The 11,644-nt window shown below is 66.6% G+C and carries 14 protein-coding genes and 1 tRNA gene; 7 read left to right on the top strand and 8 right to left on the bottom strand.

The features are described 5' to 3' along the window. Positions 1 to 196 precede the first annotated feature (196 nt). Positions 197 to 901 (top strand): DUF6629 family protein, encoded by a 705-nt coding sequence (locus H6G16_RS02450; RefSeq protein WP_190388726.1) that lies wholly within the window; start codon positions 197 to 199, stop codon positions 899 to 901. Between the two features lie 23 nt (positions 902 to 924). Further along, positions 925 to 2,013, top strand: a complete 1,089-nt coding sequence (gene aroC, locus H6G16_RS02445; protein WP_190388725.1) for a chorismate synthase — start codon at positions 925 to 927, stop codon at positions 2,011 to 2,013. 22 nt (positions 2,014 to 2,035) lie between these two features. On the opposite strand, the gene H6G16_RS02440 is transcribed toward aroC, so the two are convergent. From H6G16_RS02440 to H6G16_RS02420, 5 genes are all read right to left on the bottom strand, one after another. Then, positions 2,036 to 2,680 (bottom strand): hypothetical protein, encoded by a 645-nt coding sequence (locus tag H6G16_RS02440; RefSeq protein WP_190388724.1) that lies wholly within the window; start codon positions 2,678 to 2,680, stop codon positions 2,036 to 2,038. A 62-nt stretch (positions 2,681 to 2,742) separates the two neighbouring features. Next, the gene (locus H6G16_RS02435) at positions 2,743 to 3,351 is read right to left on the bottom strand and encodes a bifunctional 4-hydroxy-2-oxoglutarate aldolase/2-dehydro-3-deoxy-phosphogluconate aldolase (RefSeq protein WP_190388723.1); all 609 of its coding nucleotides are present in this window, start codon (positions 3,349 to 3,351) and stop codon (positions 2,743 to 2,745) included. A 13-nt stretch (positions 3,352 to 3,364) separates the two neighbouring features. Further along, positions 3,365 to 5,209, bottom strand: a complete 1,845-nt coding sequence (ftsH3, locus tag H6G16_RS02430; protein ID WP_190388722.1) for an ATP-dependent zinc metalloprotease FtsH3 — start codon at positions 5,207 to 5,209, stop codon at positions 3,365 to 3,367. A gap of 45 nt (positions 5,210 to 5,254) precedes the next feature. Then, complete coding sequence (gene sat / locus H6G16_RS02425; RefSeq protein ID WP_190388721.1) at positions 5,255 to 6,421, bottom strand: sulfate adenylyltransferase; 1,167 nt, start codon at positions 6,419 to 6,421, stop codon at positions 5,255 to 5,257. Between the two features lie 136 nt (positions 6,422 to 6,557). Next, positions 6,558 to 7,370 (bottom strand): photosystem II manganese-stabilizing polypeptide, encoded by an 813-nt coding sequence (locus tag H6G16_RS02420; protein WP_190388720.1) that lies wholly within the window; start codon positions 7,368 to 7,370, stop codon positions 6,558 to 6,560. Positions 7,371 to 7,512: 142 nt separating this feature from the next. Here H6G16_RS02420 and H6G16_RS02415 point away from each other — a divergent pair, with 142 nt between their 5' ends. Continuing rightward, the gene (locus H6G16_RS02415; RefSeq protein ID WP_190388719.1) at positions 7,513 to 7,836 is read left to right on the top strand and encodes a hypothetical protein; all 324 of its coding nucleotides are present in this window, start codon (positions 7,513 to 7,515) and stop codon (positions 7,834 to 7,836) included. A 3-nt stretch (positions 7,837 to 7,839) separates the two neighbouring features. On the opposite strand, the gene coaBC is transcribed toward H6G16_RS02415, so the two are convergent. Beyond that, positions 7,840 to 9,099 (bottom strand): bifunctional phosphopantothenoylcysteine decarboxylase/phosphopantothenate--cysteine ligase CoaBC, encoded by a 1,260-nt coding sequence (gene coaBC / locus H6G16_RS02410; RefSeq protein WP_190388718.1) that lies wholly within the window; start codon positions 9,097 to 9,099, stop codon positions 7,840 to 7,842. After that, complete coding sequence (locus H6G16_RS02405) at positions 9,089 to 9,319, bottom strand: DUF2555 domain-containing protein (RefSeq protein ID WP_242036111.1); 231 nt, start codon at positions 9,317 to 9,319, stop codon at positions 9,089 to 9,091. Before H6G16_RS02405 ends, coaBC begins: the two co-directional genes overlap by 11 nt. Before the next feature lie 101 nt (positions 9,320 to 9,420). Here H6G16_RS02405 and H6G16_RS02400 point away from each other — a divergent pair. The 4 genes from H6G16_RS02400 to H6G16_RS02385 all read left to right on the top strand — a co-directional run bounded on the left by H6G16_RS02400 (position 9,421) and on the right by H6G16_RS02385 (position 10,612). Continuing rightward, positions 9,421 to 9,493, top strand: a tRNA-Ala gene (locus H6G16_RS02400). Positions 9,494 to 9,538: 45 nt separating this feature from the next. Beyond that, positions 9,539 to 9,700, top strand: a complete 162-nt coding sequence (locus H6G16_RS02395; RefSeq protein ID WP_190388717.1) for a PCP reductase family protein — start codon at positions 9,539 to 9,541, stop codon at positions 9,698 to 9,700. A 44-nt stretch (positions 9,701 to 9,744) separates the two neighbouring features. Further along, on the top strand, positions 9,745 to 9,942 hold the full coding sequence (locus H6G16_RS02390; RefSeq protein ID WP_094559179.1) for a hypothetical protein: 198 nt from the start codon (positions 9,745 to 9,747) through the stop codon (positions 9,940 to 9,942). Between the two features lie 313 nt (positions 9,943 to 10,255). Next, a complete protein-coding gene (locus H6G16_RS02385) occupies positions 10,256 to 10,612 on the top strand; it encodes a DUF565 domain-containing protein (RefSeq protein WP_190388716.1) in 357 nt (118 codons plus the stop codon). Here H6G16_RS02385 and H6G16_RS02380 read toward each other — a convergent pair. After that, positions 10,599 to 11,627, bottom strand: coding sequence for an aspartate carbamoyltransferase catalytic subunit (locus H6G16_RS02380; RefSeq protein WP_190388750.1), 1,029 nt, complete (start codon positions 11,625 to 11,627; stop codon positions 10,599 to 10,601). The genes H6G16_RS02385 and H6G16_RS02380 overlap by 14 nt on opposite strands. Between the last annotated feature and the right edge of the window lie 17 nt (positions 11,628 to 11,644).

Raw genomic sequence — 11,644 nt, 5'->3', positions numbered from 1 at the left:
ACCCCCGTGGCTCTGACTGCCCCCGCCATCGGCTGATTGATCAGCTACGGCTGAACAAGCCAAACGGAATCCCCCAGGCCCCCTCGCAAGAGGGGGCTTTTTGTTGGCTGGGCCAACTCCACTGGCAAGCTCTCAAGGGCCACCGGTGCAAGCGAGCTCAATAGGGTGAAGGGGCAACCAGGGCGAGCGGCGGGCCATGTGTTTCTCCGCCACCGCCAGTTTTGCCAGCACGGGCCTGCTGCTCCCCCTGGGCCTTTCGGCGCTGTGGCGCGCTTGGCGGGATGGCCGGACAGACCTGGTGCCACTGGCGCTGATGCCGGTTGGATTTGGCCTGCAGCAGGCTTTGGAAGGGGCCCTGTGGCTCGGGCTCGGTCCGGGACCCCTGGCGCCAGGGGCCCACGGAGCGGCTCTGGCCTATCTGTTCTTTGCCCTGGCCTTCTGGCCGATCTGGATTCCCAGCGTGGGGCTGAGCCTGGCGTTGGCAGGCCCGCCCCGCTGGCGCGTTGGGCACCAGCGCCGACAGCTGCTGCGGGGGCTGCAGGCTTTAGGCGTCTTGCTCGGAGTCGGCCTCTGGCTACCGCTGCTGCTGCAACCCGGACGCATGGCTCCCTCGGTTGTGCAGGGATCAATCGACTACGGGCTGGAGCTGCTGTGGAGCGGGGAGCTGGCGGGGTCGGTTCGCTTTCTCTACGCGGCCGTGATCAGTGTTCCCCTGCTGCTGTTGCCGTCTTGGCGGCTGCGCGGGTTTGGCGTCGCGCTTCTGGCAAGCGGAATAATCGCCGATTGGGCCTACCGACACGTCTTTCTATCGGTGTGGTGCTACCTCAGTGCGCTGCTGTCGCTCCTGGTTGTGGCCCTGGTCTGGAACGAGCCATCGGACTGCCAACGCCCCAGTTCCTAATCTGACGCCAACCTCGGTTTCCCATGGGCAGCAGCTTCGGCCAGCTCTTTCGGATCAGCACCTTCGGCGAATCCCATGGCGGTGGCGTCGGCGTGATCGTCGACGGCTGTCCGCCCCGCCTCACCCTCGACCTTGAGGCAATTCAGCACGAGCTCGACCGGCGCAAACCAGGCCAGAGCAAGATCACCACACCCCGCAAGGAAGACGACCGGGTTGAGATCCTCAGCGGCCTGCTCGACGGCGAGACCCTGGGCACGCCGATCGCCATGTTGGTGCGCAACAAGGACCAGCGGCCTGGCGACTACCAGGAGATGCAGGTGGCCTTTCGGCCCTCCCATGCCGATGCCACCTATCAGGCGAAATACGGCATCCAGGCCCGCAGTGGCGGAGGCCGGGCTTCAGCCCGCGAAACGATTGGCCGGGTGGCCGCTGGAGCCATCGCCAAACAACTGCTCGCCAAAACCCATGGCACCGAGGTGATCGCCTGGGTGAAGCGCATTCACGACCTGGAGGCCACGATCGACCCGGCGCAGGTCACCCTGGAAGCGGTGGAATCCACCATCGTGCGTTGCCCCGATCCCGCCACCGCCAGCCGGATGGTCGAACGGATCGAAGCGATCGGCCGTGAGGGCGATTCCTGCGGCGGCGTGATCGAATGCGTGGTGCGTCGCCCGCCGGTGGGGCTGGGCATGCCGGTGTTCGACAAGCTGGAGGCCGACCTGGCCAAGGCCGTGATGTCGCTGCCCGCCACCAAGGGCTTTGAAATCGGCTCAGGCTTCGCCGGAACCCTGCTCAAGGGCAGCGAACACAACGATGCCTTCCTCCCCACCGCCGATGGCTCCCTGCACACGGCCACCAACAACTCCGGCGGGATCCAGGGCGGCATCAGCAACGGGGAGGCGATCGTGATCCGGGTGGCCTTCAAACCCACCGCCACGATCCGCAAGGCGCAGCAAACCATCGATGCCACTGGCGCCGCCACCACGCTGGAGGCCAAGGGGCGGCACGACCCGTGCGTGTTGCCCCGGGCGGTGCCGATGGTGGAAGCCATGGTGGCCCTGGTGTTGGCCGATCACCTGCTGCTCCAGCAAGGGCAGTGCAGCCTGTGGTGATCGGCCACGAGCCTCCTGGGGCCTAGGACACAGACGCCGTGGGCTGGAGGCCGTTGCTGCTGGCAAGGGAACCAGTGGCCGCAGCTGGAGCGCTGCCAAGCCGTCCCACAGCTTTAGCCATCCGTCGCGCCGCCGAGGATCCGGCCCGTTTGGTGGACACCGCCGTGGAGGCCGCGGTCTTGCGGGCTGGTTTCTTGGCAGCAGCAGGCTTAGCCGCTGGCTTCTTCGCCGCAGGGGGCTTGGCTGCAGCCTTCTTGGCAGCCGGTGCCTTCTTGGCCGGGCCTGACTTCTGAGCACTGACTGGCTTCTTCGCCACAGCCGCTTTCTTCACCGCTGGTTTCTTGGCTGCGGCCTTCCGCGGCGCGGAGGAGGCCTTGGGCGTCCTGCTGCGATGGCTGAGCACCATCGCCCATTCGGCGTCGCTGAGATTGGCGGGCTTGGCGCCATGGGCATCGGCCACCTTGGCCGCCTTTTCAATGTCCTGGATCAGGTTTTTCCAGGACGTGGCGAAACGCTTGTCGGACTGGGACTTGGCGCCACTTTCCACCAGGGTTTCGATCACCCCGGCCGCGGAGACCTTCTTGCGCCGGCGATTGAAAATTTCCTTCTGAAGCTGGGCAATCAGGGCATCGGCCCTTTCGCTGAGCTTGACGGTGAGCTGAGACATAAAAGGAGGCAACCTCTGTCTCAGCTGTAGCACTGCAGACTCGCAACGGCAACAATCTGGCGCTAACGGCTCTCGAGTCGCTCGACAAGCCGAGCCAACGCCTCCCAAGCCGCGGCATCGACGAGGGATCCACCCAGGGCCACCGCATCCACTCCGGCAGCCAGCCAGGCTTCGACGTCATCAGGACCCAAACCTCCCGCTGCGATGCAGTGGGGCAGGCCCTGCCCCCCCCCCAACGGGCCCGCCAGCCGCTGCCAATAGGAGCGACCCAAGGGAGCTGCGGGAAACAACTTCACGAGGGAGCATCCCCACAAACGGGCCTGATGCACCTCCGACGGCGACATCACCCCGGGCACAAACGCCAACTGGAGCTCACGGGCCCGCTCCACCAAGGCGTGCTCCAACACCGGGGACACCGCATAACCCAAACCTGCAGCAGCTGCCGCGTCCAGGCCGGAACAATCCACCACCGAAGCGGCCCCCAGGGCCAGGCCAGCACAGTGCTGGCGCAGCTGTTGCACGGAAGCCACCCAGTGGGGAGAAGGACTCCAGGCGATCTCGACGTGCTGGACCCCCAAGCCCTGGAGTCGCTCCAAAGCGGGCAAAAGCTCAAGGGGATCAAACGCACGAAGCACCACCAGCAAGGGCTGGCGGTGCAACGCCTCGATCAACCCAGCTTCCAGCTCAGACGTATTCGGCCACCTTCACGTCGCTGCGGACCAGCAGCTCCTGGAGGTCGTCGGCATCGACGGTTTCTTTTTCCACCAGCATGTCGGCCAACTCATCGAGGACCGAGCGGTTTTCGGTGAGAACGGAGGTGGCCCGCTTGTAGGCCTCAGCCACCAGTTGGCTCACTTCCTCGTCGATGGCAGCGGCCGTGTCCTCAGAAAAATCCCGTTCGGCGGCAATGTCGCGGCCGAGGAACATCCCGCCCTGGCTGCGACCAAGAGCCACGGGGCCGAGGCGATCGCTCATGCCGAAGCGGGTGACCATCTGGCGGGCCACCCGGGCCACCTGCTGGAGGTCGTTGGAGGCACCGGTGGTCACTTCGTCTTCGCCGTAGACAATCTCCTCAGCGACGCGACCGCCTAGGGCCACCGCCATCTGGTTCTGGAGATAGGAACGGGAGTAGAGACCCGATTCCATCCGCTCCTCACTGGGAGTGAAGAAGGTCAGGCCGCCGGCGTTGCCGCGGGGAATGATCGAGATCTTCTGAACCGGGTCGTAGTCGGGCATCAGGGCGCCCACCAAGGCATGGCCTGCCTCGTGATAGGCCACCAGCCGCTTGCGCTTCTCGCTCATGACCCGATCCTTCTTCTCAGGCCCCGCCATCACCCGCTCGATGGCGTCGTTCACTTCGTCCATGGCGACTTCGGTGAGCTGACGGCGGGCCGCCAGGATGGCCGCCTCGTTGAGCAGGTTGGCCAGGTCGGCTCCGGTGAAGCCGGGGGTGCGGCGCGCCACCTTGTCGAGGTCGACGTCCTTGGCGAGGGTCTTGCCGCGGGCGTGCACCTCGAGGATTTGGAGCCGGCCGTTGTAGTCGGGGCGGTCGACCACCACCTGGCGATCGAAGCGGCCGGGACGCATCAGGGCCGCATCCAGCACATCGGGCCTGTTGGTGGCCGCCACGATGATGATGCCGGTATTGCCTTCAAAGCCGTCCATCTCGGTGAGCAGCTGGTTGAGGGTCTGCTCCCGCTCGTCGTTGCCACCACCGAGGCCTGCGCCCCGTTGGCGACCCACGGCGTCGATCTCGTCGATGAAGACGATGCACGGGGCACTCTTCTTGGCCTGCTCAAACAGATCGCGCACGCGGCTGGCGCCCACACCCACGAACATCTCGACAAACTCCGAACCGGAGATCGAGAAGAACGGCACCCCGGCTTCACCGGCCACGGCTTTGGCCAGCAGGGTCTTGCCGGTACCCGGAGGACCCACGAGCAGCACGCCCTTGGGGATCTTGGCGCCGACGGCCGTGAAGCGATCGGGATTTTTGAGGAAGTCGACGACTTCCGTGAGCTCGAGCTTGGCGCCTTCAATGCCGGCCACGTCGCCGAAGGTCACCTGGGTCTGGGGCTCCATCTGAACGCGAGCCTTGCTCTTGCCAAAGCTCATGGCGGGGTTGCCACCGCCGCCCTGGGCACGGCGCAACAGGAAGAACAAGCCGCCCAGCAGCAGCAGGGGGAAGATCAGGCTGCCAACCGCCTGCTGCCAGGCCGCGGGCTCCCGGCTGGGCTGCACGGCGATGTCGACGTTGTGGTCGGTGAGGAGCTTGAGCAGGTCCTTGTCGGGGGCCAGGTTGACCACGGCGCGGCGGCCATCGTTTTCCACCACCTGGGCCGTACCCCGGTCGGGGGAAATCAGCACCCGCGACACCTCGTTGCCCTGAACGGCCTCCACGAAATCGCTGTAGCGCAGCGTGCGCGGTGCATTGGCCGGATCGGGCCGATCCAGGAAGGCCGTGCCCACGGCGATCATCACGATCACCAGGAGGACATAGAGCCCCGCGTTGCGCCAGCGCTTTTTCAAGACCCGTGCCTCTGCTGAGAATCAAGTAAAGGAATGTTAACTGGCTCAGGCCGCGGCCCGGAGCACTTCCACCACACTACGGAAGGCGAACCATTCCGGGATCTCCTCGCCGCCGCGCAGCATCTGGCGGAACTGGGTGCCGCTGAGCTTGCGCACATGCAGGCCTCGCGCTTCGGCATGCTCGGCGGTGACATAGCCCTCCTCCTCCGTGTAGACGAGGTTGAGCGACGGCACGGTTTCCATGCCCAGCTCAGCGGCGTTATCCCGGGCGAAGTCCTGGGCCTGGTAGGGGCCGTAGAAGTCGTCGCCCGTCAGGGAGCTCTTGCAGCCGGCCATGTCGCGGCCAATGATGAAGTGGGTGCAGCCGTAGTTCTTGCGGATGATCATGTGCTGCAGCGCCTCCCTTGGACCGGCCATGTGCATGGAGTAGGGCAGGTAGGCCCAACGGATGCGCGGGTTGGCCACTTCGGCGGCCAGACGCTCGTAGGTCTGGAAGCGCACCTCGCCGGCGATGTCATCGTCCTGGGTGGGACCGCAGGTGGGGTGCACCAGCACCACGCCCTGGTCGCTCACATTGCTGGCATCCAGGGCCCTGGTGAACAGCTCGTAGTGGGCCCGGTGGATCGGGTTGCGGCACTGGAAGGCCACCACGCTCTGCCCCTCGGGCAGGGTGGCGCGCACGTCAGCGGGCGTTTTGCACGGAAACACCCGCCGGGGGAGCTCCAGCCCCTGAATGGCTCCTCCCAGATAGAAGCGACCGCGCTCGGTGGCGATCATCTTGACGGCGGGGTGCTCCAGCGAGGTGGTGCCGTAGCAGCCCAGGGCCTCGCGCGCCTTGTCGGGCTCCCAACGGCTCTCGACCGTGAGCACCGCCAACTCCTGACCGCGATAGGTGAGCAGCAGCTTCTCGCCGACGCTGATGCTGGCGTCATCGGTATCGAACACGATCGGCAGGCCGAACAGCAGGCCGCTGGTGGTGCGATGGCCGGCCACGACGGCGTCGTAGTCCTCCTGGTGCATGAAGCCCCGCAGGGGCGAAAAGCCACCCACCACCAGCAGCTCCACGTCGCAGGCATTGCGATCGCTGCACTCGATGCGGCGGCGGGCACCGGCCTTCACGGCCTCAGCGTCACCGCCCACCACCATCAGGTTCACCAGGGAGCCGCCGTGGGGGGCGATCAGGCCGGTGGCGGCGGAGTCGGCAACGGTCATGGCGGGGCGGCGCTCGGGACGACGGTGGATTCTCCCAGACCAGCGGCTCACCCCCTTGCGCTGAAGGTCGCCAACAGGTGCGGCCATCAAAAAGAGCCCCTTCCGGGGCTCTTGGCAACTGCTGTGAGCGAAACGCTCAGACCTGCTCGAGGCGGCCGTAGAGCTGGCCGACGATTTTGACGTCGACGACGGCCTTCGTGCCCATGTCCGAGTCGGAGGGCTGGATGGCCGTGAACACCCCAGCGAATTCACCCGTGCTGGGATCCACCTTGGTGATGGACAGATTCATGGTGCCGGAACCATCCACGTAGCGCTTCACGGTTTCACCGGTGAACTCATCACCGGCGGGCACCAGACCCACAGCGCTGCTGTAGCCGGTGGTGAGGCCCCGGCCCTTGGGGTCGAGGAAGTTGCTGGTGCGGTAGCTGGGAGCCCGGTAGGAGCCGTCGAAGTCGGTGCTGGTGGTTAGCGAAGCGCCGTCTGCGGTGGCCACCAGTTCCTTGCTGGAGAAGGTGAAGGGCACCTCCTCACCGCCGGGCAGCAGCACGGTGATCGGCTGGAAATCGATGCCACCGAGCTCCTTGAAGCTGAGACCGCTGCCGGTCACGACGAGGTCGCCGTAGACCTGATCGAGGCTGGAGGTGAAGCGGGTGAGGATCTTGCCGGCCACAAACTGGGCCTCCTGGCGCTTGTTGGCAGGTTCACCCTTCACATACACCTCGGCGGGGTGCATGCAGATCTCACGCAGCTGGTATTTGGCCGAGGGATCCAGGGCAATGGAGCCGCGAGCCGAATCGGGCAGGGTCGGGCAATCGTTCGCCAGGCCCGTGTTGTGGATGTCGTCGTAGGTGAGGTTGGCGCGATCCACGGCCTTGGCCCCACCGCTGCAGGCGGTCACCAGGGTCAGGCACAGCGCCAGCACGAGGGCCAGCAGAGGACGAAAACGCATGGGGAGAGGCCGCAGAGACGGTGGATGGGAACTGGGCTGGCGCGGATCCTACCGGTGCAAAACCCCCATTCCCCGTACGATGTCGCGGCTCTCAACAACCTGTATGCGAGAGCCCGTCGCGCGCGACGACAGAGATCCAGACATGAGCCTCAATCCCTCCCAGCAAGACCGCCTCTCCAGCGCTCTGCAGCAGATCGAGCACCTGGCCGGCGAGCTCGAGGGCCAGCCCGAGGCCCTGCTGGCGTTGTTGCGGCAACTGGAACATCTGCACCGTTCCATCCAGGACGGAGCCTTCCGCAGCAGCCTCCCCGCGGACCGCAGCCAACTCTTCAGCCTGTTGCAGAGCGTGGAGCGCAGCGGGGGCTGGCCCTACATCCCACGCCTGCAGCTGCGCACCTTCATGGACCTGTTGCAGCAGGAGAGCCCCGAAGACGGGGCTCCCGACGACGAACCCCTGGCCGCCTGAGCGCTAGCTCACGGCCCGCAGGGCCGTGAGCAGCTGCTGGGCAATGGCCAGCTTGGAGCCACGCTCCAGCCGTTGTTCACCGGCGGGGCCACCCAGCAGCCAGCCCTGGTTGGTGTCCCCACCAAAACCCGCACCGACCTGATCAATCGGATTGGCGAACAGCAGATCGCAGCCCTTGCGGACCCACTTGGCCCGGGCTGCAGGGAGCACGTCGCCGGACTGGGCCGCAAATCCCAGAATCCGCTGGCCCGCGGGCCGGCGGGCCACCAGCCCAGCCAGCAGATCGGGCACCGCTTGCCAGCCGCAGGCGAGTTCACGCTCCAACGCCTCTTTGCTGAGCTTCTGGGCCAAGGGCTCCTGCCTGCGGTGGTCGGCCACTGCCGCCGCCATGGCAATGGCATCGGCACCGGGCTGAAGCCGCACCAGGGCCTGCTCCATCTGAGCCGCGGTCTCGACGGGCTCGCAGCGCAACCCCTCGAGCAGCTGGGGGTCGACGGCCAGGGGGCCGTGCACCAGGGTGACCTCGGCGCCGCGCAGGCGGGCCGCCTGGGCCAGCACCACCCCCATCCGCCCGCTGCTCGGGTTAGTGAGACAACGGGCCGGATCGAGCGGCTCCCGGGTGGGGCCTGCGGTCACCAGCAGCCGCTGCCCCGCCCAGTCCTGGCGGCAGCCCCACAGCTGCAGACACTCCAGGGCCAGGAGCAGCAAGGGCGGCTCAGCCATGCGGCCATCGCCCCGTCGATCGCAGGCCAGGAGACCGGACGCGGGGCCCAGGGGCAGCACCCGCCCATCGGCCTGCAACAGCTCCCAGTTCCGTCGCACGGCTGGAGCAGCCCACATCGCCGTGTTCATCGCCGCGGCCGCCAGCACGGGAGCCTCCGTGGCCAACAGGGTGCTGGCCAAGAGGGTGTCGGCCAGCCCGTGCACCCAGCGGCCCAGGCTGGTGGCACTGAGGGGGGCCACCAACACCAGCTCCGCCCACTCCGCCAGCTCCACATGCAGCGGCCTGGACGCCCGATGGCTCCACTGGTCGGCATCCAGGCAACAGGACTGGCGACTCAGGGAGGCCAGGGCAACCGGACTGACCAGCTGGGCCGCCGAGGGCGTGAGCACGCAACGCACCTCGGCCCCGCGCTGGGCCAGGGCACTCACGACCAACGGCAGCTTGACCGCCGCGATGCTGCCGCTGATGCCAACCAGGATGCGGCGTCCCGCCAGGGGATCGGCCACCGAAGCAGACGGGTCGGCGGGCTCAGTCCTCATCAAAGGGTTCCTGATCCACCAGATGCACGTAGGGCCGGGCCAGCTCAGGGCGATGGATGGCCAGGGCGCGCATCACATGCCAGTCCTGGAGGCCTTCAAAGGGCGTGGGGTAGTCATCCTCATCGAGACGCCGGGCCAGTTCGGCAACCGACGCCTCATCAAAGGACGCGATCAGTTCGGCCGTGATCGCTCCAGCGGCCGGGGCGGGGAAATCGGTCAAGGCTGGGGCCAGCTCACAGACCTCCATTCTCAGCATCAGGGCAGCGCCCTGGGTGCAGGACTGATAATTTCTGGCTTGGGTCCACCCCGGACCTGGTCCCAGGGGAATTAGCTCAGCTGGTAGAGCGCTGCGATCGCACCGCAGAGGTCAGGGGTTCGAGTCCCCTATTCTCCATTTTCGATTCCCCTTCAAGAGCGGCAGGCAGGCCTGAACCTCCCGATGCAGTGGCACCCCGACGCCGAAGCCAAACTCAAGGAAGTGCCTTTCTTTGTGCGACCGGCGGTGCGTCGGAGGATTGAATCGATGGCCCAGGAGGCAGGCCGAAGTGAGATCGATGCCCCCTTTTATGAGCAAGCCAAGGCCCAATTTGGCCAGAAGTGAACCGGCGATGCGGTAAAAGGGGGGATTAGTACAGCCCTCCATCGATGTCGCAGTCGAAACGCGAACAGGTGGTTAGCCACCTGCGGTACATCCGCCAGGAGCTCCGCGAAATGCATCAGGGCGTCATGGACGATGGCCTGCTTCCCGAAGCCGGGGAAGTGCGGGGCGTGATGGCCCAGATGGAGGCCCTGCTCGAGCTGCTGGAGGGCAAGTCCTCCAGGAAGAAAGACAGCGACGGCTGAGACACAGGCCGCGCTGAGTCCTGGGAGCGTCAAGGGCCCGTGGGGACGCTCTGGCAAACGTCTCCTCCCCCTTGAACGGCAGCGATCCAGGCGCTTTGGTGGCTTCGTCCCCATCACCCAGCCCGGGCCTCGGCCCAGGGCTTTTTTATTGGAATCCCCTATCGGTAGCGGCAAAAGGCTGCGCAGACGCCAGAGATGGTGTAGACATGGGTCGGCAGGGCTCGGGCCGGGTGATGGGGATCACCGTAGCCAGCTTCCCTGCCCCCTCTTTTAAGGGTGGCTTACCGGCCGTGACGCTGCCAATCTCCGGGTCATGACCACGACCCCGCCAGAGCGGCGTTACCAGCAGACCCGCTTCCAAGAGCAGATCGCCCAAGCCCGAGTGGCCTTGGAGCGATGGGCTGCCAACCCCTGGCGGCGACTCTCCCTGCTGGTGATCGTGCTGTTGATCAGCTTCAGCATCGGCGGAGCCGTGGGGTCGATCACGGGCACCCTGGCCAAGCTGGATCCCGTGGGAGCCCTGATCTGCGTTGGCGCGATGGAAGTGGCCATTCGCATCAGGGGGGGGCTGCTGCGTCGCCGCGGCGACCCTCTGGCGCTGCAGCTGGTCGACATGGCCCGAATCGGCCTGCTCTACGGGCTCCTGCTGGACGGCTTCAAGCTGCTGTAGGCGATTCCGCCGCCGCCAGCAAGTACAGCAACGCCATCCGAATCGGAATGCCGTTGCGCACCTGCTCTTCCACCAGAGCCACGGTCGGATCGTCGAGCACCTCGCCGGCCAGCTCCACCCCCCGGTTCACCGGGCCCGGGTGCAGCACTGGCACAGGCTGGCCGCAAAGGGCTAGGCGAGCGCGGGTGATGCCGAACTGGCGGTGGTAGGCATCGAGACTGGTGAGCAGGTGCTGGTGCATGCGCTCCTTCTGGAGACGCAGGGTCATCACCGCATCAGCCCCGGGGAGGGCTTCCTCCAGGCTGCGCACCAGCCGCACCGGTCCGCGGCCCGGCACTGGATCGGCCTGCTGGCCTGGGGGAGGCGCCGCCACAAAATCGGCGAAGGCGTCGGGCAAGAGGGTGGGCGGACCGCAGAGCACCACCTCGGCGCCGCAGGCGGTGAGGGCCCAGAGGTTGGAGCGGGCCACCCGGGAGTGGAGCACATCCCCCACGATCACAATCCGCCTCCCCCGGAGGGCCTCGGGCGTGGGTGCCTCGGGAGCGAAGTGGCGCACCAGGGTGAAGAGATCCAGGAGCCCCTGGCTGGGATGGCTGTGCAAGCCATCGCCGGCGTTGAGCACCGCCACCCGTTCACCAGCCCGATCGAGATCGGCCGCCAGGCTCTGGGGCACGCCGGCACAGCGGTGCCGCACCACCAGAATGTTGGCTCCCATCGCCACATAGGTGCGGGCCGTATCCAGCAGGCTCTCGCCCTTGCTCAGGGAGCTGGAGGAGGGGGAGAAGCTCTGCACATCGGCCGAGAGCCGCTTGGCCGCCAACTCGAAGCTGCTGCGGGTGCGGGTGCTGGGCTCAAAGAACAGGCTGGTCATCAACCGCCCCTGCAGGGCGGGCAACTTGCGGGCTCCCGCCACCGGCAGGGCACGGAAGCGCTGGGCCAGCGTCAGCACGGTGGCGTAGTCGTCCAGCGAAAAGGCCGCCAGATCGAGCACATGGCGGTGACTCCAACCGCTCAAGGCATCCAAGGCGCAAA

This window comes from Cyanobium sp. FACHB-13342, from assembly GCF_014697415.1.
In the GTDB taxonomy this organism is placed as follows: domain Bacteria; phylum Cyanobacteriota; class Cyanobacteriia; order PCC-6307; family Cyanobiaceae; genus Cyanobium_A.
This window is presented reverse-complemented; position numbering and strand designations above follow the sequence as displayed.

What these genes read in the sequence shown, in the direction of transcription:
- coaBC (WP_190388718.1), bottom strand. Translation starts at nt 9,099, where the DNA reads ATGAGGACTGAGCCCGCCGACCCGTCTGCTTCGGTGGCCGATCCCCTG.
- H6G16_RS02390 (WP_094559179.1), top strand. Translation starts at nt 9,745, where the DNA reads ATGTCGCAGTCGAAACGCGAACAGGTGGTTAGCCACCTGCGGTACATC.
- H6G16_RS02385 (WP_190388716.1), top strand. Translation starts at nt 10,256, where the DNA reads ATGACCACGACCCCGCCAGAGCGGCGTTACCAGCAGACCCGCTTCCAA.
- H6G16_RS02450 (WP_190388726.1), top strand. Translation starts at nt 197, where the DNA reads ATGTGTTTCTCCGCCACCGCCAGTTTTGCCAGCACGGGCCTGCTGCTC.
- H6G16_RS02395 (WP_190388717.1), top strand. Translation starts at nt 9,539, where the DNA reads ATGCAGTGGCACCCCGACGCCGAAGCCAAACTCAAGGAAGTGCCTTTC.
- H6G16_RS02420 (WP_190388720.1), bottom strand. Translation starts at nt 7,370, where the DNA reads ATGCGTTTTCGTCCTCTGCTGGCCCTCGTGCTGGCGCTGTGCCTGACC.
- sat (WP_190388721.1), bottom strand. Translation starts at nt 6,421, where the DNA reads ATGACCGTTGCCGACTCCGCCGCCACCGGCCTGATCGCCCCCCACGGC.
- H6G16_RS02440 (WP_190388724.1), bottom strand. Translation starts at nt 2,680, where the DNA reads ATGTCTCAGCTCACCGTCAAGCTCAGCGAAAGGGCCGATGCCCTGATT.
- aroC (WP_190388725.1), top strand. Translation starts at nt 925, where the DNA reads ATGGGCAGCAGCTTCGGCCAGCTCTTTCGGATCAGCACCTTCGGCGAA.
- H6G16_RS02415 (WP_190388719.1), top strand. Translation starts at nt 7,513, where the DNA reads ATGAGCCTCAATCCCTCCCAGCAAGACCGCCTCTCCAGCGCTCTGCAG.